Below are 23,666 nucleotides of genomic sequence, written 5' to 3' on the forward strand. Positions count from 1 at the left end.
GAGAAGGAAGAACCCTTCACGTCAGCGGAGTGTGCTCTTCGGGCGCCGCTCAGCGCCGGTCGAGCCCCACGATGCGGTCGAGCAGCCCCCGGTCGAGGCTCGCCTCCACCGCATTCGCGAGCCGGTCGTATTCTTCGTGCCGGCTCGGTATCGCCGGCTCACTGGCGGCCCTGGGGAGCCCCCTCCGCTCGCGCAGCGCCGCGAGGAGCGACCGCCTGAGCCCGTCGTTGTCGAGGATCCCGTGGATCATCGTGCCGACCACGGCGCCGTCCGCCGACACGGCCCCGTCGAGCGCCGCCTCGGCCTTGCCGCCCCTCGACCCGATCGCGAACGCCGCGGCCGCGCCGCCCACCCGCTCCACGCGGCCCATGTGGATCTCGTAGCCGGTCAGCTCTCCCGCGCCCTCGCTCTCGGCCTCTCCCGCGGTCGCCGCGCCCGCCGCCCCCAGGAACGAGCCGCCCGCGAGCCGCGCCCGCACCTGCGCCACCGTCTTGGTCCGCTCGAACCGCGTCCACACATCGAGCAGCCCCAGCCCACGCGCCGCCGGCTCGGCCGACTCGACGCCTTCCGGATCCTCGATCGCCCCGCCGAGCATCTGGCAGCCGCCGCAGATCCCGAGCGTCCAGCCGCCCTGCCGGGCGCGCGCCGCGACCGCCTCCGCGAGGCCGCTCGCGCGCAGCCACGCGAGATCGGCCATCGTGCTCTTCGTCCCGGGGAGCAGCACGAGGTCCGCATCGCCGATCTCGTCCGGCCGCTCGATGAACCGGACCACCACGCCGGGCTCGTGCTCCAGCGGCTCCACGTCGTCGTAATTCGATATCCGCGGCAGCCGGACCACCGCGATATCGAGCTGCCCCGGGCCCGCTGGCCCCCGCCGCCGCCGGCCCTCCAGCGACACCGAGTCCTCGTCCGCGATGCGCAGCTGCTTCAGATAAGGCACCACGCCGAGCACCGGGACGCCCGTCCGCGCCGTCAGCATGTCGAGCCCCGGCTCCAGCAGCTTGAGGTCGCCGCGGAACTTGTTGATCACGAACGCGGCCACGCGCGCGCGCTCGTCGGGCTCGAGCAGCGCCATCGTGCCGACCAGCGCCGCGAACACGCCGCCTCGGTCGATGTCGCCGGCGAGCAGCACCGGCGCGTCGGCGACGCGCGCGACGTGCATGTTCACGATGTCGCGGTCCTTCAGGTTGATCTCCGCGGGGCTGCCCGCCCCCTCGATCACCACGACGTCGTGCGCCTCGCGCAGCCGCCCGAGCGAGCGGGCGATGATGTCCTTGAGCTCTCCCCGGTACGCGAAGTAGTCGCGCGCATGCAGGCTGCCGATCGGCTTGCCGAGCACGACCACCTGAGAGCGCGAGTCGCCCTCGGGCTTGAGCAGCACCGGGTTCATGTCGACCGTCGGCGCGACGCGCGCCGCCTCGGCCTGCACCGCCTGCGCCCTTCCGATCTCGCCGCCGTCCAGGGTCGCGAACGAGTTCAGCGCCATGTTCTGCGACTTGAACGGCGCGACCCGGAGGCCCCGCCGCTGGAAGATGCGGCAGAGCGCCGTGCAGAGGAGGCTCTTGCCGACCGAGGACGCCGTGCCCTGAACCATCACCGTGAGCGCCGTCATCGGAAGAGCTCCTGTCCAAAGGATGCCGCCGCCAGCAGGGCCGCCGCGAGCCCGGCGAAGAGCAGCGCCGCGAGCAGCACGATACGGCAGGCCTCGTCGATGAGCCCCCGCCGGAGCGGCTCCACGGGGTCGCCGAGGCGGTAGTGGCCGCGCTTCTCGAGCTCGACCCGGAGCAGCCCGGCCATCGCCGCCATGGGCCGGCCGGCGTTCGGGCTCTCGGTGAGGCCGCCGTCGCGCAGGAGCACGGCGAGGCCGCGGCGCGCGTCGGCGCCGCGGAGCCACCCGGCGGCGAGCAGGAGGAGCGCGGTGAGCCGCGCCGGCACGAAGTTCAGCGCGTCGTCGAGCCGCGCCGACGCCTTGCCGAGGTACTCGTAGCGGCCGTGGTAGCCGACCATCGCGTCGAGCGTGTTCACCGCGCGGTAGAAGAGCGCGCCCGGGAGCCCGAAGAGGGCGAAATAGAAGAGCGGCGCGACGAAGCTGTCCGACGCGTTCTCCGCGACCGACTCGACCGACGCGGCGACGAGCGCGGGCTCGTCGAGCTCCGACGGGTCGCGGCTGCAGAGGCTGCGCAGCGCGCCGCGGGCCGCGGGGAGATCGCCCGCTTCGAGGGCGTCGCGCACGCCGAAGGCCGCGTCGCGGAGCGCGCGGAGCGCGAAGGTGGGCTTCAGCAGGAGACCTGACAAAGCGAGCGCGAGGACGGGGTGCGGGGCGAGCAGCGCCGCGACGCCGGCGCCCAGCGCCGCGAAGAGGCAGGGGACGGCGAGGGCCATGAGCGCGCCCCAGAGGAGCTCGGCGGCGCGGCCGCCCGTGGGCGCGGCGCGCTTCAGGGCCTGGATCGCGGAGCCCATCCACACGACGGGGTGGATGGCGGCGGGGGGCTCGCCGCAGGCGAGGTCGAGCGCGACCGCGGCGAGCAGCGCGGCGGCGGCCGTCATCGCGCGTCCTCGCCGTCGCCGCCGACGAGCGCGACAGGGCCGGGGCGCAGGCGCAGGATCGCGCCCATCACGGCCACGTAGAGCTCGCTGGCCGAGCGGCCGAGCCGCTGGTGCGCGCGCCCCGCGAGGTCGCGGAACGCCCGGCCGAGCCGGCTCTCCGGGACCACGCCCATGCCGACCTCGTTCGAGACGAGGACGACGTGCGGCGCCGCCGACTCGACGGCGGCGGCGAGCGCCTCGATGCGCTCCTCGATGGGCCCGAGCGCGCGGCCCTCGGTCTCGTCGCGGAGCAGCAGGTTCGACAGCCAGAGCGTGAGGCAGTCAACGACGACGACGTCGACGCCGGAGAGCGAGGCGATGCGCTCGGGGAGCGCGATCGGCTCCTCCACGGTGAGGAACGCGCCGCCTCGCTCGCGGACGTGCGCGTCGATGCGCGCCCTCATCTCGTCGTCGAACGGCTCGGCCGTCGCGATGAAGGCGCGGCGCTCGCCGAGCGAGCGCGCGAGGGAGAGCGCGAACGCGCTCTTGCCGGAGCGCACGCCGCCGCCGATGAGCGCGACCCGGCGCCGCGGCGTGCCCTGGCCGCTCCCGCTCATCGCGCGCGCTCCTTGTGCGCGGCCGCGCTCGCGACGAGGCCCTCGGGGACGATCGGGTTCGAGGCCCAGTGCGCGTGCACGTACGAGGCGAGGACGCTCCCTGCCCGGTACCCCTCGCGCGTGACCTGGCCGCCGCGCCGGCGCCGCACGGAGTAGGCGTGCTCGATCGGCAAGGGCGCGTGTTCGGGCTGCGACGGCGCCTGCGCGGGCGGCGGCTCGGCAGGCGCCGTCGCCGCGCGCTGCGATGGGCGGAGCTCGGAGTAGCGGAACTGGTGCCCGCGGAAGCGGAGCCCCGCGCCGCCAAGGATCGTGCGCGCCTGCGTCTCGACCTCCACGTACCCGAGCGCCTGCAGCTTCTCGCACATCACGGCCTCCGCGGGGACGAGCCCGACCATCGCGTGCGCGCGCCCGTCCAGCGTGCGGATCGCTTCGGTCAGGTACATGAGCCCGCCGCACTCGGCGTAGATCGGGCCCCCGCGGCCGGCGAACGCGCGGATCTCGTCGCGCAGGGCCGCGTTGTCGGCCAGGCGCTCTGCGTGCACCTCGGGGTAGCCGCCCCCGAGGTAGAGCGCGTCGACGTCGGGCAAGCGCGCGTCGCGGATCGGCGAGAACCGCACGAGCTCGGCCCCGGCGGCCTCGAGGCGGCGCAGGTTGTCCGCGTAGTAGAAGTGGAAGGCCTCGTCGAACGCCACGCCGATGCGCGCCCGGCCGCGCTGCGCGCCGGCGGCGGCGTCGGGCGTCGCGGCCGCGTCGGCCGCCGGCAAGGGCGGCGCCGCGCGCGCGATCTCGAGCAGCGCGTCGAGCCCGATCCACGCCTCGGCCTGCGCGCCCCAGTGGTCGAGGCGCTCCTCGGGGAGCGCGGCCTCGTCGGCCGTGCGCAGGCCGAGGTGGCGCTCGGGGAAGCGCTGCGCCTCGTCCCGCGGCAGGCCGCCGAGGACCGGCAGCGACCGGTTCACCTGCGCCTGCGCCTGTCGGAGGATGTCGAGGTGGCCGCGGCTGCCGACCTGGTTGCACACGACAGCGGCGACGCGCAGCGCGGGATCGAAGCCAGCGAAGCCCTGGACGAGCGCCGCGACGCTGCGGGCCATCCCGGACGCGTCGACGACGAGCGCGACAGGCGCCTCGAGCCACTTCGCGATCTCGGCGGTCGAGCCCTCCTCCCCGGTCGGGCTCGCCCCGTCGAACAGCCCCATCACCCCCTCGATCAGCGCGACGTCGGCGCCGGCGGCCTCCGCCGCGAACGTCGACAGGACCGCGTCCCGGCCCATCATCCAGCCGTCGAGGTTGTGCGATGTCCCGGCCACGGCGCGGGCGTGGTACGTCGGATCCAGGTAGTCGGGGCCGCACTTGAACAGCGCGACCCGCATGCCGCGGGCGCGGAGCGCGCGCGCGATCGCCACCGTGGCGGTCGTCTTGCCGACGCCGCTCGCCGTGCCGGCGACGACGAGCCGGGGGATGGCCCGGGACATCAGAAATCGACTCCGATCTGGGCCTTTTGCCCCTGCTCGAACGGGTGCTTCACCGATCTCATCTCCGTCACCAGGTCGGCGAGCGCGAGGAGCGCGTCGGGCGCGTTCCTGCCGGTGATCACGACGTGCACGTGCGTGGGCCTCGCGCGCAGCGCCGCGAGCAGCTCGTCCTCGGCGATGAAGCCGTAATGGAGCGCATACGTGATCTCGTCGAGCACAACGATGTCCTGCTCGCCGCCCGCGATGAGCGCCGCGGCTTCCTGGAAGGCCGCTCGCGCCGCCGCCTTGTCGCGCGAGAGGTCGTCGCTCTCCCAGGTGAAGCCGCGCCCCATGACGAGGAACGTCAGGTTGGGGAGCGTCTCGGCGAACAGCCGCTCTCCCGTCTTCCACTTCCCCTTGATGAACTGCACGACCGCGACGCGCATGCCCCGGCCGAGCGCGCGGAACACCATCCCGAGCGCGGCCGTCGTCTTGCCCTTGCCGTGGCCCGTATAGACGATGACGAGCCCCTTTCGACCGGCGGTCGCCGCGGCGCCCGCCGCGCCCGTGCCGGCGCTCTCCTCCGCGCTCACGAGTCCTCCTCGGTCGTGCCAGGGACGAGGAGCTTCTTCTCGGCCTTGCGGAAGCGGTGGCTGAACTCCGCATCATAGAGCCGCGAGTCGGCGAAATCCGTGGAGGTGAGCACCCGGCCGACCAGGATCATCGACTGGGTCTTGATGCCCTCGGCCCGGACCTTCTCCCGGATGTCGGCGAGCGTGCCTCTCACGATCTTCTGATCGGGGCAGCTCGCCTTGTGCACCACCGCGACCGGGCAATCGGCGCCGTAGGCCGGGATGAGCGCCGCGGTCACGTCCTTGAGCAGGGTGATGCTCAAGAACAGGCAGAGCGTCGCCTGGTGGCGGGCGAGCTCCTCGAGCCGCTCGGCCGGCGGCACTGGCGTGCGCCCCTCGGCGCGCGTCAGGATCACGGTCTGCGAGAGCTCGGGCAGCGTGAGCTCGCGCCCGAGCGCCGCGGCCGCCGCGGTGAAGGACGAGACGCCGGGGATGATCTCGTACGGTATCCCGAGCGCATCCATGCGGCGCATTTGCTCCGCCGTCGACCCGAAGAGGACGGGATCGCCCGTGTGGACGCGCGCCACGTCGTGCCCTGCGTCCCTGGCCTCGACGAAGACCTCCACGATCTGGTCGAGGGTCATGCCGGAGGAGTCGATGACCCGGGCGTCCGGCCGCGCGGAGGCCACGATCTCCTTGGGGACGAGCGAGCCCGTGTACATGACGACCGGGCAGCGAGCGACGAGCTCGGCGCCGCGCACCGTGATGAGCCCGGGATCGCCCGGGCCGGCGCCGATGATGTAGACGCGCATGAGGGTTCTTTCCTTGCTTCGTGCGCCGGCGATCCCGGAAGGGACCGCGGGCGCGCGGCGCGACGCTAGAGCGATCGCGCAGCGGACGCCAGGGGGTGGGGCGACCTCGGGTAAGGCGGACGCGATGCTCGACGCCCTGGCGCTGGTGGGCGATGCTCGACCGCCGGTCGTCCGGGCCCTTTGCGACCTTAAGGAACGCTAGTACTACAGCCGCGCTTGCGGCCTATCTGCGGCTGTAGACCTAGCCCCTGGTCTCTCCGTTATTCACCGTCTCGCCGGAGCCGCCACGGGGCAACGGCGAGCCTCTGCAGACGCCGCCCTGGGGCGTCGCCCAGCTCAGGGGCAGTCGCCGGCGAAGCTCAGGAAGCTCTGTATGCAGGCGTCCGCCTGATCTTGGCTGGTGAGCGGCATGGAGGTGATGGTGTTGGCCACCGACACGTATCCGCACTGGTCGGGCTCCGGGCCGAACTGGCCGTTGACAGCGAACTCGACGAAGGGGCCCTCGTGGCCATTGTCGTTACTCTTCAGATAGTAGTAGATGCTGCCGGGGCCCATGGAACCCGAGTAGTTGATGCACTGGACGGGGGGGGTCGGGGGACCCCACCCGGGCATGCCATCACACGGGCACGCCGGCGCCGTGGGCTGGCAGGTGCCGCTCTCGCAGGTGAAGCCCGACCCGCAAGAGCTGCAGTCGAGCATCTCGCCGCAGCCATCGGCGATCGAGCCGCAGGTCGCTCCCTGAGCGGCGCAGGTGGTGGGGACGCAGACGGGCGCCTCGCAGTTCGCCCCCGTCCAGCCGGGCGCGCACGTGCAGGTGTACCCGTTGACCTGATCGTTGCACGTGCCGTGGACGCAGGGGCTCGGCGCGCATTCATCGATGTTGGTCTCGCAGCTCGTCCCCGTCCAGCCGGGCGCGCACGCGCAGGTGTACCCGTTGACCTGATCGTTGCACGTGCCGTGGACGCAGGGGCTCGGCGCGCATTCGTCGATGTTGGTCTCGCAGCTCGTCCCCGTCCAGCCGGGCGCGCACGCGCAGGTGTAACCGCTCTCGGCCGCGGCGCAGGCGCCGCCGTTCTGGCAGGGGGCCGAGGCGCAGGGGTCTGTGGCCTCCCCGCTTTCGTCGCCGTCGGCCGTGGAGGGGCCGGCGCTGGTACAGCCCGCGAGCAGCAGGGTGGAGAGAGCCGAGATCGTCAGAGAGTGGAGAAGTGAGCCTGTAAGAGACCGCATGGGTGGTCATCCTTTCAAGGTTGTGCTTGCGCTGGCTGGAGAAGGGTCGGGCGGCCTATTCAAGTTAGATGCCAGTGTCGAATCGGCGCTTTCGGAGGGGATGTTGACGCAGGTCCCTGCATGGCATTCGGTGTGTGCGCGCCGCCGGTTCCCGTCGCCGAAGTCCAGTCGCGCGCCGCCTGCTGCTGCCTGAATGCCTCACCTGCGGAGACCACGACGCACCGCCGTGACCGACCGCGGCGACCCTGCCGAGTTCGATGGCGGAGCGAGCTTCCACCATAGATTCAGGCGAGGATGCAACAGCGACGAGCCCGGTCGCGCGCTTGTCTTGCCGCTCGTGGACAGGTCGCTGCCGTTTCTGGACAGGCACCATCGTTCGCGCGCGATCGATGGTGATCTGCGCGATACGTCGCGGTCGAGCCCGACGACCGGTACGCCACGGTGAGCTGCGGGCGATTAGAGCGGTCCCGAAGCGGACGCCAGCGTTCATGGTGGAGCCCGTGCGCTCGGCGCGGAGGCCCGAGAGACACATCGCAGGCCCGAGGACACGAACCTGCGATGTGTGCCGGAAGGCTCCGTCTTCTCCCTGGGACGCGCTGGTCCGGGGCCTTGCTCAGGGCATGCGCCTGTGATGCGATGGGAGGTCGCACCCCTCTTCAAGGAAAGGCCATGGACCACAAGAACACCGGGTCTCAGCCCTCGGCGCCCATCCTGTGCGCGGCAGCCCTCTTCGAGCCGACGCTCCCGGCCGCGTGGGGTCCCACGCTCGATCTGCTCGCGGACATCGAGGAGCTGCAGGACGCGACGAAGGGAAGCCGCGAGGAGCGGGAGGCGAGGGGGCGCGATCTTCACGATCGGCTGATGCGCGGCATCGACGCCCTGAGCGAGCCGACCCCGGACGAGTTCCACGCGGCGAGCGCGTCCTTCCGGGCCTGGTTCACCGAGGCGGTGCTGCTCTGGCTCCGGTTCGCCGGCAGCAGCTCCGCGCCGCTCATCGACACGGTCGCGTCGCGCCCGCTCCTCGATTTCCCGCTCGATCTGCCGCAGGGCAGCGAGGGGATCCCGCTCGTCCGGCGGGCGCTGCGAGAGGCGCTCGGGTGGGAGGAGGCGGAGCTCGCGCAGGTCGAGGCCGCGATGGATCATATGACCTCCAACCTCGCGGTGAAGCACGCGATCACGAAGACGATCGCCTCGCAGCTCGCCGCGAAGGGGGGCGCGTCGCCCGCCGCGTGCGCCGAGCTCATGAGCGCGATCTACGGCCCGTTGCCGTGGCGTCCGGGCGACGTGGATCTGCTCATGACGTCGACCGCGATCTTCTTCTGCATCCGCGCGTCGGCGCCGGCGACCGGCTCGCCCGGAGCGGCGGGCTCCGCCGAGGCGCCGCGGCTCGAGGTGCCCGGCTGGGACGAGCGCCCGGAGGAGGAGCGGCGCGCCATCTCCGCCTTCATCGCCCGGTGCGACGACACGAACACCGCGGCGACGGCGCGTTTTCCTGCGTTCGGCTACTTCGACAGCGCGGCCATCGATCCGGCGCTCGCGCGCTCCCTCGCGGACGCGGCCTCGGTCCCGACGGAGGTCGTCACGCAGACGCTCGCGACCATGGTGATGGTCCTCCGGACGCCGGAGGTCGAAGACTACGTGGTTCATGACGCCTGGGGCCACGCGTGGCAGGAGGCGCTGGCCGAGTTCGAGTGGGAGTACGCGGTGCTGCCGCGGCTCGAGGAGCCCCTCGCGCTCGACACGGTCTTTCCCGGCGCTGTCGGCCCCGGCATCGCCTCGGCCTTCATCGAGCGCGGGGGCCGCACCGAGCTCGACGAGGCGGCGCTGCTCCGCTTCGCCGAGGCCGACATCAGGGCGCGACTCCAGGTGGCCGCGAGCAACGGTATCGCCGAGATGCTCGCCGACTTCATGGAGAGCAAGTACGCGTGGCACAGGCCTTCCCTGAAGCTGCCGGATGCGTCGCTGCTCCCCATCACAGGGCTCAAGCTCGATCTGACGGTGGGCGACGTTCGCCGCCAGGTCGCCCGCTGGTCGAAGCCGTACCGCGCGCTGGCCGAGGACGAGGGGGCGCGCGCCCGCCTCGTCGACGCGCTCTCGCCGCGCGTTCCGGCTGCCGGGCTCAAGGAGGCGGTGGATCAGGCGGGCGCGCTGCTGTGGCGCGAGTTCGCGACGGCGTTCGACGACACGCTGCGGCCGGTGGCTGCCAAGGGCGGAGGGATCCGCGCGAGCGCATGCCGCCGCATGGTCCTTCAGCTCACGCTGGTCGCCGCGGTGCTCGAGCAGACGCTCGCCGCGTCGTGCGCGGGCGGGCCGCGGAGCGGGTCGCGGAGCGGGCCGCGGACGGAGCTCGCCTGGCGCGACCCGGCGCTGTGCGTGGACCTGCTCCTGGTGACGATCGCCCGGTTCTACGAACACGAGCGGCAGAGGAACTTCTGGCACCTCGACCAGATCCTCTCGACCGGGTTCGTGGACGCCTGCGGCCGGCTAAGGGCCGCCATGGCGAAGCCCGAGTCGCCCTGAGTCTGTCCTCCGGAGATGGCGTATACTTCCGCCGATGTCCGGCGCCCAGCGCGACGTATTTCGGCTCTGCGGGACCACGATCGACGGCAAATACCGTGTCCTGTCCGCCGTCGGCGCCGGCGGGTTCGGCGTCGTCTATCGCGGCGTGCACGAGGGGTTCGACGCGCCCGTCGCCATCAAGTGCCTCAAGCTGCCCGACGAGCTCTCGCCCGAGGCGCAGCAGGATTTCGTTCGACGGCTGCGCGACGAGGGGAGGCTCCTGCTCCAGCTCTCGCGCCTCTCGCCCGGCATCGTGCAGGCGCTCGACATCGGCGCCTTCACGACCCAGGAGGGCGGTCGCGTTCCCTATCTCGTGCTCGAGTGGCTGGACGGCGAGACGCTCGCCGGCCACCTCGAGCGCCTGCGCGCCGGGGGCGGCGGCGCCCTGTCCCGCCGCGAGGCGATTCTCCTGCTCGACCCCGCAGCGCGCGCCCTCGCGGTGGCGCACGAGCAGAACATCGCGCACCGCGACGTCAAGCCGGAGAACCTCTTCCTCGCCGAGGCGGGGGGCGCGAGGACGCTCAAGGTCCTCGATTTCGGCATCGCCAAGATCATCGGCGATCAGCGCTCGCGCACCGCGGCCCTCGCGAGCACCGCGGAGGGGCCGTCGGCGTTCACGCCCCGCTACGGCGCGCCGGAGCAGTTCGACAAGCAGCGGGGCGCGACCGGGCCATGGACCGATGTCTTCGCGCTCGCGCTCGTCTTCGTGGAGCTCGTGACGGGCGCTCGGGCGCTGGAGGGGGAGGGGATCGTCGAGCTCTATTCGGTGGTCGTCGATCCTGCGCTGCGCCCCACGCTGCGGGCGCGCGGCGTCTCGGCGCCGGACGCGATCGAGCGCGTGCTCTCGCGGGCGCTCAGCGTCTCTCCGCGCGACCGGTACCCCGACGCCGGCGCGTTCTGGCGCGCGCTGATCGCCGCCGAGGGACTCGAGGACGAGCTGCCCAGCCTCCCGCCGCGCTCGCCGCCCGCGGCGCGAGAGGCCGAGACCCAGGTCGAGGGCGCCAACGCGCGGGGCGGCCCTGCGCGAGGCGCCGAGCACGCGGGTACACCCGCGGGGATCGGCTTCGAGCCGACCGTGCCGCACCGGACCGACCCGGCGTTGCAGCGCCCTGGTAGCGCGCCGCCCGCGGCCGCCGGGGCGGAGCCTGCGCCGCGACCGGACCACGGGGCTGCGTCGGGCGAGGCCGTCGTGGTGCGGAATGCACCCAACCAGCGCGCGCGCCCGGGTCGGCGCGGGCTCGTCGCGCTCGCGCTCGCGGCCTCGGCGGTGGCCGGCGCCGCGGTCGCGGTGCTCCGGCGCCCCCCGGAGCCGCCGCCCCAGCCGAGTCGCGCGCCGATCGCCGCCCCGGAGCCGCCGCGCCCCGCCTCGACCAACCCGGAGGCCGCTGCGCTCTACCAGGAGGCGCTGCAGGCCTACCGTGACGGCGCGCCGGACGTGGCCGCGCGCACGATGGAGCGCGCCGTGGCGCTGGATCGTGGCCTCGGCGCCGGCCACCTGCGCGTGGCGATCTGGACGTTTCGACAGAGGCCGGCCGTGGCGCGCGAGCACTTCCAGCTCGCGCTCCTGCACAGGGCCGCCCTCGGCGAGCGCGACATGGCGCTGCTCGACGCGGCCGAGCCGTACGTGCGCCAGCCCTCCGACGCCGTGTCATGGGAGCGGCGGCTCGAGGCCGCGGTCGCGAGGTTCCCGGTCGATCCGGAGCTCCTCGTGTACCTGGGCGCGGCGAGGTTCGCGCAGCTCCGGTTCGACGCCGCCGTCGAGGCCTACGATCGGGCGCTCGCCCTGGACCGGGGCCACGTGCTCGCGTGGGGGCTCAAGGGAGAGTCGCTCGGGATGAAGGGGGACGTCGCGGCGGAGCTCGCCGCCTACCAGGCCTGCGCCGAGACGGCTCCCGGCGCGACGCTCTGCCTCGCGAACCGGGTCCGCCTCCTCCATCGCCAGGGCGATTGCCAGCAAGTGGAGGAGCACGCGCGCCGGTGGCTCTCGATCGATCCGAAGGCGGCGCCGGCGCACCGGCACCTGGCGCTGGCGCTCCACGCGCGGGGCGCGCCGCGCGAGAGCGTGCTCGTGGCGCTGGAGCAGGGGTGGGCGGCGGTCCCCGAGGGCGAGCGGAGGGCGAAGGAGCTGCTCGATCGGATCTCGCTCGCGGTCCTGGACGGCGATTTCGAGCTGGCGGTGGAGCACGCCCGCGCGTGGCAGCGCGAGGTCGCCGGCAGGAACGATCAGGACGCGCACGCGAGCCCGGCCCTCAAGCTGGCGGAGCTCTACCGTGAGATGGGGTTGCCGCGGGAGGCCGGGCGGGTGGCGGACGATTTCCTCCGCCGGATGAGCGCCTGGTCCGAGCCGGCGACCACGGCCGACTGGACCATCGCGTTCTTGCCGTACAGCCTCCGGGCAGCGTCGATGACGCAGGAGGCGTACGACGCGGCGCGCTCGGCGTGGGTGGAGCGGGTCCAGTCGAAGTGGCGCGCCGCGGCGCAGGAGATCAAGCCGGAGCACCGCTGGCTGCTCTGGACCGAGGCGTACGCGGCCGGCGTGGAGACCGCGGCCGACGCGGCGGCGGCGTTCGAGACGATGCCGCTCGACCAGCCGCTCCCGTCGGAGAGCGGCCGGTGGCTCCTGCTCGATCTGCGGATCGGCAAGGTCTACGCGCTCGCGGGGAAGGGGCAGGAGGCGATCGGGCCGCTGACGCGCGTTGCGCGCTCCTGCGCGGCCCTGGCCGACCCGTTCTCGACCACGGAGGCGCGGCTTTATCTGGGCATGGCCCTGGAGGCGACAGGCGATCTGCGCGGCGCCGCGGCGGCGTACGAGGCTGTCCTCGAGCGCTGGGGCAAGGCGCGCCCGCGATCCATCTCCGCGGAGCAGGCGCGGGCGCGGCTCGCCGGGCTGCGGGCGCGGCGTTAGGGAGGGAGATCTCTCGCGCAGCGCGCGCTGGTCCAGGGGCCGCGGACCGTCGGAGGGTCGGTGCCTCGGTGCGCGTTGCTCACCGTATAGTCATCGGAGGCGTAGTAGCCGCCTCGACGGGTGCGTTGATTGTCGCCAGCCACGTCCGAGATCTGGGCCTGGTCGCTCCAGGGAACGGTGTAGTTGACGGCCCAGTCCAGCGCCCATTCCGAGACGTTGCCGCTGAGATCGAACTGGCCCCACCGTCCCCGTCCCAGCGGCAGCGAGCCGACCTCGAGGAGGCTGCTCAAGGCGCACGGCGCCGCGCAGGCGTACGACGCGTGGTCATGGGTGATCATGTCGCCCCAGGGGAACTTCCGCTGCATGTTCCCTCCAACAGCTGCGTAGTTCCACTCGGCGTCGGTGGGCAGCCGCCCGCGGTCCCAGACGCAGAAAGCGAACGCTTCGTACCAGGTGATGCAGTTGATCGGCAGCGCCTCGTTGCGCCCAGCCGCGGGGGTCCACGTCGCGGTCGAGCTGGTGCAGCTCAGCGCTGCCGAGAGCGAGGTGACGTCCGGGCGGAGCGCCTCGTTCCATGCGGACTGCCATCCGCTCCCCGGGATCTTCGGGTGCTCTCCCGCTGCGGCGGCGGGCGGCGAGGTCCGTACGCCGTGCCCGCTCTCCATGAAGGCTCTGAATCGCCCCACGGTGATCTCGAACGTATCCAGATGGAAGCTGCTGACCGACGCGGCGAATGCGGGGTTGTTGTTCCGGTTGAACGTGCCGCCCGGGACCTCACGGCTGTCACAGCAGCTGATGCCGGGAGGAGGCCCGCAGAGGGGGCCTGTCTCCGGCGAGCTGGTCGCACAGCTCGGGGCGGTCACGCCGCCGCCGGAGCCGCCGCTGCCGTCGCTGCCGCCGGAGCCGCTGCTGCTGGTGCTATCGCCACCGCCGGAGCCGCTGCTGCCGGTGTTGCCGCCTGTGCCGCTTCCGCTGCTGCTGGTGCCGCTGGTGCCGCTGCCGCCGGCACCGGACGCGTCGCCTCCGGCCACTCCGCCGCCGCCCCCCTGCTCGGGGCCGCCACTCTGGCCACCCTGGCCGGATGCGGAGCCGCCCGCGCCACCTCCCCCGTGCGCTCCGGGAGGCGTGTAGCTATCCCAGTCCGCGCCGAGGATCTGGGCACAGCCAGCAGCGAGCACCGCCGCGAGCCACCCCGCGGTCCACCGTGCTGCGCCACGCGCCTGAGGCATCGACACCAGGCTCCGATCTTCGCCCCGCATTTGTCAAGCCACCTTCCGAACTGGGCGGATGACCGAGCTCGGGGTAGAGCGCCTTGAACCCGCGTTGGACAATCTACCTGCCACTCCAGAACGCGCCGATCTCGCTCACCACCTTCGTCAGACATCGTTGATCGTGATGCGCGCGCCCGAGGGGACGTCGTTGCGTGTCACCACCGAGCCGTCGGGGAACGTCACGCGGATATCGACCGACGCCGCGGCCCCCATCCCGATGATCAGCGGGAGCTGGCTCTGCTGCCGGTTGCCCCACTGGCCGGCGCCCACGAGGTAGGTCGCCACGCGATCCGCCCCGGTATAGCCGCCCGCGCGAAAGTCCCCGTCTCCGTCGAGATCCACGTCGACGCGCGCGCCGATCGCGTCGCGATCTTCCCTCACGTTCGCGTCGGTCGCATTGCCGTCCCGATCGGTGAGCATGCGGACGACCGCGTAGCCCGGCGCGCGGCACGGCATGCCGGTCACGTCGCGGCGGTAGAGCGCCGTTCCCCCGAAGCTCGTGGTGAGGAGGTCGAGGTCGCCGTCGCCGTCGATGTCCGCGAACGAGCCGACCTGCTGCGTGGCGATCCCGAGCGAGGCGCCGGCGGCCGCGAACGTGCCCGCGTCGTTGCGGTAGAGCGTGTCGCCCACGTACGCGTCGAGGTCGCCGTCCTGGTCCCAGTCGGCCCACACGCTCGCGCTCAGGAACGATCCGTCTCCGAGCCCGACGCTCGCCGCCGCGGCGGCGGAGAACGGCGCGCCCGCGCCGGCGTTGTAATAGAGCAGATCGTCCGCGTCCCCGTCGCGCACCGAGAGGAGATCGAGGTCGCCGTCGGCGTCGATATCGATCCAGGTCGCGCCGCCCCAGCGGGAGCCGGCCGTCCGCGTGTCCTCGAGCCCGGCCGACGTCGCGACGTCGGTCCAGCTCGGCGACGTGAAGCGGAAGAAGCGGTTACCGTTTCCCGTCGAGCCGGTGGCCACGTAAAGGTCGAGGTCGCCGTCGGCGTCCGGATCGGCCCACGCCGCGCTGTCGCCCTGGAGGAAGGTGCTGAACCGCGCGCTGTCATCGGCGAACGGCAGGGCTCCGTCGTTCCGGAACATGCCGGACGTGCCGAACTCCGAGCCGAAGAACAGATCGAGGTCGTTGTCGCGATCGTGATCGATCCACACCGCCGGGCCGGGCGTCGTCGTCGCGAACTCGAGGTTGGCCGAGAGCGCGACGTTCATGAACGTGCCGCTGCCGTCGTTGCGATAGAGCCGGTTCGGGATCGTGCCGTAGCGGGTGTCGTTGGCGACGAAGATGTCCATGTCACCGTCGTTGTCGAAGTCGGCGGCGATCACCGGGTACTGCTCGGAGGTGGTGCCGACATCCCTGATGCCGCGCGCGGCGGCCCCCTCCGTGAACACGCCCGCGCCGTCGTTGATGTACAGGCCGCTGCCGCGCAGGAACACGTCGGGATCGCCGTCGTTCTCGACGTCGAGCCACGCGACGACCGAGCTGCCCGTCGTCGCCGGCAGGCCCGAGGCCGCGGTCACATCGGTGAAGCGGAGGCCGCAGGAGACGACCGCAGGCCCATCGGTGCACACCCCCATCGCGCAGCCGCCGCACGCCCCGCTCGGGCACCCCGTGCACGCCGCGCCCTCCGGCGCCTGGTTCGCGACGCACTCGCCCGCGCCGTCGCACGTGTCGGCCGCGTCGCACTCGCCGGCCGCGGCCGCGCACTCGGTCCCCGCTCGCCGCGGCTCGGCGAAGCACTCGCCCTCGATGCACACGCCGCGCATGCAGCGGCCGTCGAGGTGGCTGCAGTCCACGCCGGCGCACAGCGGCCCGCCGCCGGTGCCCGCATCGCCGCCGCCGTCGTTTCTGCCGCCGGTGCCCGCATCGCCGCCGCCGTCGTTTCTGCTGCCGCCGCCGTTCCCGCCCCCGCCCTGGGGCTCTTCGCCGGAGAACGTCCTCGACTTCGCCGAGCAACCCACCGCGAGCAACGCCGCCGCGAAGGCGAGGAAAGACCGTTTCACGTTCGACCTCCGATCGTCACGCCCGCGGTCGCCGCGGGAAAAGCGATCCGGTCGAGACTACAAGCAGCGCAGGACGTTGTCGTGCACGCGCTGCCAGGTGGGTCGCGGCAGCTGTTGTCCGTCACGCCCCACGTCCTGCGGCGCACGTTCGCCACGCATCTGCTCGATCTGGGCACTTCGACTCGACGGCGCCGCTGCCCGACATCACGGCAGCGGCAAGCCGAACATCGCCTCGCAGACGGCGACGTGCGCGCCGCAATTACCGGCGGCTCCGTGGTCGCCGTCCTTGAGCGCGAGCCGGTGCGACCCGCCGTACGGCGGCGCCGCGCCCGGGACGTCGACCTCGACGAGCTCGCCGGGGAGGCCGATGAGGTCGAATGCTTTGAGGTGATCCGAGTGCTGCTCATCGCGCTCGCCGGTCAATCCGAACATGTGATCCACGGGCGTCGCCGACGGCTCCGACAGCCAGGTGGCGCTCACCGGGTTCGTGTCGCGCGGCCCGGCCAGCGACACAACCCGGTCGAGCCGGACGACCTTGCCGATGCGGGCGGCCGAGCTCGCGCCGTGCGAGTGGCCGCTGAAGATGATGACCGACCAGCGCGGGCTCCCGTCGTCTTCGAGGAAGTAGCCCCAGTCGCCTCGCGGGTGGACCTCTTTCAGGTGCGCGAGCGCCTTCGCCAGCCGTGTTTCGATGCTGTCGGCCCTCGTCACCTCGATGAGCGCGGTGTGGTCCTGACCATCGAACGCCTCGAGCCGCGCGTCGCCGAACGTGTCCGGATCATTTTGAATGATGTCGTAGTCGTTCTTGTAGGCGACCGCGAACGCGTGAAAGCCGCGCGCGGCGACGAAGCGGGTGAGGTCGAGCGGGCCAGGAGGCTGGCTGCTCCCCGACAGCGTGACGACGAGCTTGCCCGCGAACCGCGCGACCCGAGTGTCGAGGAGGGCCACCTGCTCCAGGTCGCGGTCGGAGACCTCTGGATCGAGCTCGCTGGGCTTGAACCGGATCTCGCTGAGCTCGGGTGAGCTCGTGTCCACGTGCAGCTCGCGCGGCGCGCCGCCCGCGCCGCCTGCGCCGCCCGCGCCGTTCGCGCCGCCTGCGCCGCCCGCGCCGTTCGCGCCGCCTGCGCCGCCCGCGCCGCCCGCAGAGCCACCGACCCCGGAGGTCGCGGCGGCGCCGCCGGTCCCGGTGGTCGCGGTGCCCGTGGCTGCTCCGCCGCCAGCGCCCGGGGGGCCGCCGTCGCTCGACGAGCCGCCGCACGCCACGCACCCGAGCGTCCACCAGGCGCAACCGATCCACGCCGTAATCCGCATGCTCGAAACGTTACCAGATCACCTCCGGCGCACCGCGGTGGACGAGCCGGCTGGCGACGGCGGTCTCGCAGGGCGCCGCCGTCGCGTTCGCCGAGCTGGTGAGATACGCGCTCCCACGAGGATCCCCGCTCGCCCCTTTCTCGGGCAAGGCAGCGTCTACCTCGGCGTCCTCTGGCTCCAGCGCCGACGCTTCTATTTGCAGTGCGCCGGCCGCATTGGACGGCATCCACGCATGGCGTTCGGCCGCCTTATGGCGCGTCCGCCTTTCGGACCCGCGGCGGCTCCCGTGGTCCCTCCGGCAGGACGCCGGCGCTGCCACGGCCTCCGAGTCAAGAGGGGGCTCGCGTCCCGCCCGGACGCACTGCGTCCGCGGGAGACGCGAGACTGTTCGTTCCACCTGGACCCCTCCCGGTTCTCCTGCTTTCCTGCTGCCTACCGTGACCGCATCCCGTGACGAGCGCTTCATCTCCCTCGTCCCCCGCCTCGTGTCGGCCACGTACTTCGACGAAGCTGCAACGGCGGTCCTCCAGGCCATGTTCACCTGCGTCGAAGAGACGCTCGCCGACAGCCCGTTCGCCAGCCGCGCTCGGATCCTGCGCGGCGTCGTCCACCTTCGTCCCGAGGACAGCTACCAGCGCCTCTTCGGCATCGACCGCCCGAGCGGCGCGCGCATCGAAGGCACCGGCTATCTCACCTCCGGCAGCGTCTGGAGCTGGATCGAGAAGCACCGCTGTTCGGTCTCGATCGACGTCCAGCGCGCTTCGCTCCGCTCCTGGATGCCGGACGGGGCCATGGCGCTCCGCCACACGCCAGAGGCGGCCGGCATGCCCGGCGACGCGACGCGCGAGCGGATGCTCGGTCGCGACGCGACCCACGTCCATGTCGTCCCGCTGCGCGCGCCGGGCGGCAGCGTCGACGGCATGATCACGATCGAGGTGAGCTGCAGGGGGGCCGTCGGGCTCGAGCTCCCCTGGGCGGAGTGCCACGAGGAGCTGGCGATCCTCGCCAGCATCGCCGGGGCCTTCATCGCCGCCCGCGCGCTGCCGCTTCGCTCGGACGAGCCGGCGAGCCCGGACGAGTTCCTGCCGGTCGTCGGTCAGAGCACCGCGCACCTCGTCGAGCTGCTCCGCGCCTTCGCCCCACGGGACGACACCATCCTGATCACCGGCCCGACCGGCGCCGGGAAATCCAGGCTCGCGCGCTGGTGCCACGAGCACTCGCAGCGCCGGGGCCAGCCCTTCGAGTCGCTGGACCTCCTCGGCGTGCCCGAGGACCTGCAGATGGCCGAGCTGTTCGGCTGGAAGCGGGGCGCCTTCACCGGAGCGGTCAAGGACAACCCGGGCGCTGTCGCCCGCGCCGCGAAGGGCACGCTCTTCCTCGACGAGATCGACAAGCTCTCGCTCAAGGCCCAGGCGGGCCTCCTGCGCTTCATCGAGGAGCGCGCTTACCGGATGCTGGGCGACGACGGGGCGGGGGAGCGCCGCGCCGACGCGCGCCTCCTCGTCGGCACCAACGCCGATCTGCGCGCCGCCGTGCGCGCCGGCCGCTTCCGCGAGGACCTGTACTACCGCATCAACGTCCTGCCGGTGCGGCTGCTCCCGCTCGCCGAGCGGCTCGACGAGCTCCCGCGCTGGGCCGACTTCATGCTGAACCGGCGCCATCAGGAGGCCGACGGCAAGGGGACGGCGCGCTTCGAGCCCGAGGCCATGAAGCTCCTCGTGTCCGCGCCCTGGCCGGGCAACCTGCGGCAGCTCGACAACATCGTCCGGCGCGCTTACGCGCTCCAGCTCGCGGGGCAGAGCGGCCTCGGCGGCGATCTGGTGATCCAGCGGCGCCACGTCGAGCGCGCGCTCACCTTCGACAGCGACGCCGAGCCGAGCGCGCTGACCAAGCTGCTCTGGCGGGCGGCGCTCAGCTTCGTGAACGAGGCCGAGCGACGCCGGGGCGGCAGCGCCCCGCTCCCGCTCGATCTGACCGACGCATTTCGCGGCATGGTCCTCGGCGCGGCGGTGCAGCGGACGGGCAACCGTGACCACGCCTTCACGCTGCTCGGCCAGGAGATGCTGCTCAAGAACCGCAACCACCATCGGACGCTGCTGCGCGAGCTCTCGCGGGTGCGCGAGATCCTGGACCTGCTTGGAGGTGAGGTCGATCCGGATCTCCTCGCGGTGCTCGACGCCGACAAGGAGCCGTGAGGGAGCGCTGGAGGCGCTCTCCGAGCGCCTCCAGCGACCACGGGATCGAGCATGCAGCGCTATGTCGCAGACGGTGCCGCGCTCGCACCAGGCGCCACGTTCGACGGGCGTTACGAGATCCTGGCGAAGCTCGGCCAGGGCGGCTTGGCGTTGTGCACAAGGCCCGCCAGCTCACCACCGGGCAGCCGATCGCCCTGAAGATCCTGCGCCTCGCCGAGCAGGGAGGCGCCGCGCAGGCCGACAGGCGGATCTCGCGCTTCCTGCGCGAGACGCGGCTCTGCGCCCAGCTCCACCACCCGAACATCGTCCAGCTCGTCGACGCGGGGCAGGCAGAAGATGGGACCCTCTACGCCGCGTTCGCCTTCGCGCCTGGCGACGACCTCGCCGCCCTGCTCGAGCGAGAGGGCGCGCTCGCGCCGCCCGAGGCGCGGCACCTGATGCTCCAAGTGCTCGACGCCCTCGCCTGCGCCCACGCAGCGAGCGTCGTCCACCGCGACCTCAAGCCCAGCAACATCATGGTCATCCCCACGGGCGCCCGCCGCAACGCGCTGGTGCTCGACTTCGGGATCGGCGCCGCGCTCGACGACGGGCGATCCACGCGCCTGACCGGCAGCCACGACGCGCTGGGCACGCCCGGCTACGGGGCGCCGGAGCAGTGGCGCGGCGCCGAGGCTTCGCCGCGCGCGGATCTGTTCTCGTGGGGCCTCGTGTTCCTCGAGTGCCTCACGGGCAAGCCGGCGTACGGCGGCACGGAGGCCGAGATCTTCTACCGGCTGCTCGGCCCCGATCCCGTCCCGATCCCCGCTGCGCTCGAGCGCCACCCCCTCGGCGACCTGCTCGCCCGTGCTCTCCGCAAGGACGAAGGCGCGCGCGAGGTGACCGCCCGTGGGCTCTTCGAGGCGCTCGAGGCCTGCAACCTGCGCGGGCTCTCGCGCGAGGCGATGCTCGGCGCCGGCGGCCCGGCCGGCGGGGACACGCGGCCTCTGCCCTCGATCGCGACGGTCGCCACGCAGCTCGACCGGCGGAGGGGGCCCGCTCCGCCTGCGCTCGACGGCGAGCGCCGGCAGCTGACGGCGCTCTGCTGTCACCTGAGGGCACGCGCGGCCGTCGCGCAGGCCCTCGACGCCGTCGATGTCGAGCGGCTGGACGACCCCCTGCGCGCGGCGCTCGCCCTGTGCGCGGACATCGGGCGCCGCCATGGGGGGTACGTGGCCGCGGCGTTCGGCGACGATCTGCTCGTCTACTTCGGCTACCCCAGCGCGGCGGAGGACGACGCCAGGCGCGCTGCCCGCGCGGCGCTGGCGATGGCCGGCGCCGCGCGAGCCGAGGACCCGCGCAGCGCCGCGCCGGGCGCGCAAATCGACGTGAGCGTCGGCCTCCACACCGGCCTCGTCGTCGACGGGAATCTCGGGGACCTCGAAGGCGCGTGCCTCGTCACCGGCGCCACCCCGCGGCTCGCCGCGCGGCTCGCCGCGCTGGCGCCGCCGGGATCCGTGGCGGTCAGCGCCGCGTCGCAAGCGTTGCTGCGCGCCTCCTTCGACCTCGAGAGCGAAGGGGGCCGCGCCATCGAGGGAATCGCGGCGCCGGTGGAGACCTACCGCCTCCGGCAGGAGCACGGCGCCGCGGCGAGCTGGCCGACCCCCGACGGCTCGAGGGCGCCGCTCTCTGGCCGGGCTCCGGAGCTCGGGCTCCTCGTGGAGCGGTGGCGCCGCGCGCGCGACGGGGCGGGCCAGTCGATCCTCATCACGGGCGAGCCCGGCATCGGCAAGAGCCGGCTGGCGCGCGCGCTGCGCGACGGGCTGGCGCGCGAGGCCCACACCTTTCTCGAGGCGCGGTGCTCGCCCGACACGCAAACCAGCCCCCTCCGTCCGGTGGTCGACCTGCTCGAGCGCACGCTCGGGCTCGATCAGGAGCCCGACGCGGGCGCCAAGATCGCGCGGATCGAGCGGGAGCTCGCCGGCCACGGCTTCACGCCGGCCGAGGCCATGCCGCTCTTCGTGCCGCTCTTCTCCCTGCCTCTCGGCGAACCGTACGCCCCGCTCGACGTCTCGGCGCAGCGGCACAAGGCGCTGACGCTCCAGGCCGTGGCGTCGCTGCTCCTCGCGATCGCCGACGAGCGGCCCGTCCTCCTGGTGGCGGAAGATTTGCATTGGGCCGACCCCACCACGATGGAGTTCCTCGAGCAGCTCGTTCGCGAGGCGCCCGCGGTCCCCATGTGCGTCATCATGACGGCTCGCCCCGAGTTCTCACCGTCGTTCTCGACGGCCGACATGCTGCTGCTCCCTCTGAGCCGCCTGGAGCGCCCGCACATGGAGGAGATGCTCACCGGGCTCTCGGGCCACAAGGCGCTGCCTCCCGCCGTGATCGAGCAGGTGGCGGACCGCGCGGACGGGGTGCCGCTCTTCGCGGAGGAGCTGCTCCGGATGATGGTCGATGCGCAGCTCCTGGTGGAGCGGGAGGATCGTTACGAGCTGACCCGGCCGCTCTCGGGGGCGGCGATCCCGGGGACGCTGCGGGCGCTGCTCACGGCGCGGCTGGATCGGCTTTCGCGCGCCAAGCAGACGGCCCAGCTCGCGGCGGCGATGGGCCGGGAGTTCAGCGTCAAGGTGCTCTCGGCCGCGAGCCCGCTCGGCCCGGCGGCGGTGGCAGAGGATCTGGAGCGCTTGACGAGCGCGGGGATCGTGCTGCGCAGGCGGCGGGGCAAGGAGGCGGTGGGGAGCTTCAAGCACGCGCTCGTGCGGGACGCGGCGTACGAGTCGCTGTCCACCGGCGCGCGGCAGCGGAGCCACGCGCGCGTCGCGAAGACGCTGGAGGAGGGGTTTCCGGAGGTGGTCCGGACGCGGCCGGAGCTGCTCGCGCACCATCACGCCGCGGCGGAGCAGAAGCGGGAGGCCGTGGGCTACGCGCAGAAGGCGGCGCAAGCGGCGCTGGCTCGGTCGGCGTACGTGGAGGCGATCACCGGGGCCAGGCAGGCCATCGCGTGGTTGCCGGCCATAGCGCAGGAGCACGAGCGAGCCGAGATGGAGCTCGGGCTGAACGGTATCCTCATGCCGGCGCTGATCACGACCAAGGGCTGGTCGGCGCCCGAGGTAAAGAGCATTTACGATCGGGCCATCGAGCTCGCCACGCAGACCGGCGAGCGGGAGCGGGGGAGCCAGGCGCTGCACGGCATGGCCATGTTCACGCTGTTCCGCGGCGATCTCACGGCGGCCCGGGACATCGCGACCCAGTGCGCGAAGCTGGCGGAGGACACGAATGACGTCGTCGCCCTGACGCAGGCGTCGCTCATCCTGGCGAACGTGACCACGTGGCTGGGGGACCACACCGAGGGCGAGCCTCACCACCGGCGTGTCATCGAGCTCTACCAGCCGGCAGAGTTGCCCGTCTACATGGCGCGTTATGGCTGGAATCCGAGCATCGTCGTGCGCGTGACCCACGCCATGAGCGCGTGTATTTGCGGCGAGCCGGACGGCGCGGTGCGGATCTACGAGGACGCGATCGCCGCGGCGGAAGCGACGGAGCACCCCTTCACCATCGCCATTGCCTACCAGATCGGCGCGTGGATCCACCACCTCAGGCGCGAGGTGGCCGACACGCGGAGGTACGCCGACGCGCTGGGGAAGGTCGCCGTCGACCATGGATTCCCCGCGTTCATGGTGCTCGCCGACGCGCTGGGGGGTTGGGCCATGGTCCATTCGGGACAGGCGGAGCAGGGACTCGAGCGCGTCCGAGGCGCCATCGCGCGCTGGCGGCGAATGGGCTCGGGCATGGTCACGACCTTTTACGCCACGCACCTCGCCGACGCCTGTCTGGCCGCCGGCGCCGTCGAGGGCGCCCGCGAGGCGCTCGACGAGGCGCTCGGCGAGACGTTCACGACACAGGAGCGCTGCTACCATCCGGAGCTCTACCGGCTGCTCGGGGAGGTGTGGCGGGCCAGCGGAGACCCAGGGCAGGCGGAGGCCGCGTTCGCGAGCGCGAGGGACATGGCCGAGGCGCAGACGGCCCGGCTCTTCGCGCTGCGCGCGCAGGTGGCTCTCGTTCGCCTGCGCAGGGCTGAAGGGCGCGTGGCGCTCGACGACATCGAGCGGCTCCGCCGGCTCCGGTCGGGCATCACCGACATTCCGGATGCTCGCGAGGCCGACTCGCTGCTGTTTGCGGGCGCAGGCCAGCCGAGCGCCGGCGAGGGCCCGAGGGGCTCAGGACGGCGACCAACGTGACAGAGGAG

General features: G+C 72.8%; 14 protein-coding genes. 4 read left to right on the top strand and 10 right to left on the bottom strand.

The genetic code is table 11. The features are described 5' to 3' along the window. Positions 1 to 49 precede the first annotated feature (49 nt). The 7 genes from POL72_RS21115 to POL72_RS21145 all read right to left on the bottom strand — a co-directional run bounded on the left by POL72_RS21115 (position 50) and on the right by POL72_RS21145 (position 7,202). Positions 50 to 1,612, bottom strand: a complete 1,563-nt coding sequence (locus POL72_RS21115) for a cobyric acid synthase (protein ID WP_272097289.1) — start codon at positions 1,610 to 1,612, stop codon at positions 50 to 52. After that, entirely contained in the window at positions 1,609 to 2,547 is a 939-nt protein-coding gene (gene cbiB, locus POL72_RS21120) for an adenosylcobinamide-phosphate synthase CbiB (protein ID WP_272097290.1), read from the bottom strand. The genes POL72_RS21115 and cbiB overlap by 4 nt, the downstream gene beginning before the upstream one ends. After that, positions 2,544 to 3,143 (bottom strand): bifunctional adenosylcobinamide kinase/adenosylcobinamide-phosphate guanylyltransferase, encoded by a 600-nt coding sequence (gene cobU, locus POL72_RS21125; protein ID WP_272097291.1) that lies wholly within the window; start codon positions 3,141 to 3,143, stop codon positions 2,544 to 2,546. Before cobU ends, cbiB begins: the two co-directional genes overlap by 4 nt. Further along, complete coding sequence (locus POL72_RS21130; protein ID WP_272097292.1) at positions 3,140 to 4,612, bottom strand: cobyrinic acid a,c-diamide synthase CobB; 1,473 nt, start codon at positions 4,610 to 4,612, stop codon at positions 3,140 to 3,142. The genes cobU and POL72_RS21130 overlap by 4 nt, the downstream gene beginning before the upstream one ends. Beyond that, positions 4,612 to 5,184 (bottom strand): cob(I)yrinic acid a,c-diamide adenosyltransferase, encoded by a 573-nt coding sequence (gene cobO / locus POL72_RS21135; protein WP_272097293.1) that lies wholly within the window; start codon positions 5,182 to 5,184, stop codon positions 4,612 to 4,614. Before cobO ends, POL72_RS21130 begins: the two co-directional genes overlap by 1 nt. Next, positions 5,181 to 5,975, bottom strand: coding sequence for a precorrin-4 C(11)-methyltransferase (cobM, locus tag POL72_RS21140; RefSeq protein ID WP_272097294.1), 795 nt, complete (start codon positions 5,973 to 5,975; stop codon positions 5,181 to 5,183). The genes cobO and cobM overlap by 4 nt, the downstream gene beginning before the upstream one ends. 336 nt (positions 5,976 to 6,311) lie before the next feature. Beyond that, complete coding sequence (locus POL72_RS21145; protein WP_272097295.1) at positions 6,312 to 7,202, bottom strand: calcium-binding EGF-like domain-containing protein; 891 nt, start codon at positions 7,200 to 7,202, stop codon at positions 6,312 to 6,314. Positions 7,203 to 7,871: 669 nt separating this feature from the next. Here POL72_RS21145 and POL72_RS21150 point away from each other — a divergent pair. Both POL72_RS21150 and POL72_RS21155 read left to right on the top strand, forming a co-directional pair. Beyond that, complete coding sequence (locus tag POL72_RS21150) at positions 7,872 to 9,722, top strand: hypothetical protein (protein ID WP_272097296.1); 1,851 nt, start codon at positions 7,872 to 7,874, stop codon at positions 9,720 to 9,722. Between the two features lie 34 nt (positions 9,723 to 9,756). Beyond that, positions 9,757 to 12,666: a serine/threonine-protein kinase gene (locus POL72_RS21155; RefSeq protein WP_272097297.1), complete on the top strand. Its 2,910-nt coding sequence runs from the start codon at positions 9,757 to 9,759 to the stop codon at positions 12,664 to 12,666. Here the strand turns inward: POL72_RS21155 and POL72_RS21160 are convergent. The 3 genes from POL72_RS21160 to POL72_RS21170 all read right to left on the bottom strand — a co-directional run bounded on the left by POL72_RS21160 (position 12,663) and on the right by POL72_RS21170 (position 17,246). Further along, positions 12,663 to 13,895 carry a formylglycine-generating enzyme family protein gene (locus tag POL72_RS21160; protein WP_272097953.1) on the bottom strand — a complete coding sequence of 411 codons (1,233 nt, stop codon included), beginning with the start codon at positions 13,893 to 13,895 and terminating at the stop codon, positions 12,663 to 12,665. The two genes, POL72_RS21155 and POL72_RS21160, sit on opposite strands and share 4 nt — an antisense overlap. Positions 13,896 to 14,042: 147 nt before the next feature. Beyond that, positions 14,043 to 15,935, bottom strand: a complete 1,893-nt coding sequence (locus tag POL72_RS21165; RefSeq protein ID WP_272097298.1) for an FG-GAP repeat domain-containing protein — start codon at positions 15,933 to 15,935, stop codon at positions 14,043 to 14,045. Positions 15,936 to 16,139: 204 nt separating this feature from the next. After that, on the bottom strand, positions 16,140 to 17,246 hold the full coding sequence (locus POL72_RS21170) for a BPSS1187 family protein (protein ID WP_272097299.1): 1,107 nt from the start codon (positions 17,244 to 17,246) through the stop codon (positions 16,140 to 16,142). 437 nt (positions 17,247 to 17,683) lie between these two features. Between POL72_RS21170 and POL72_RS21175 the strand changes: the two genes are divergently transcribed. Together POL72_RS21175 and POL72_RS21180 are read left to right on the top strand one after the other, a co-directional pair. Beyond that, the gene (locus POL72_RS21175; protein WP_272097300.1) at positions 17,684 to 19,441 is read left to right on the top strand and encodes a sigma 54-interacting transcriptional regulator; all 1,758 of its coding nucleotides are present in this window, start codon (positions 17,684 to 17,686) and stop codon (positions 19,439 to 19,441) included. 152 nt (positions 19,442 to 19,593) lie between these two features. Then, entirely contained in the window at positions 19,594 to 23,658 is a 4,065-nt protein-coding gene (locus POL72_RS21180; protein WP_272097301.1) for a TOMM system kinase/cyclase fusion protein, read from the top strand. Positions 23,659 to 23,666: the final 8 nt, after the last annotated feature.

It is taken from the genome of Sorangium aterium (assembly GCF_028368935.1).
GTDB classification, from domain to species: Bacteria; Myxococcota_A; Polyangia; order Polyangiales; family Polyangiaceae; genus Sorangium; species Sorangium atrum.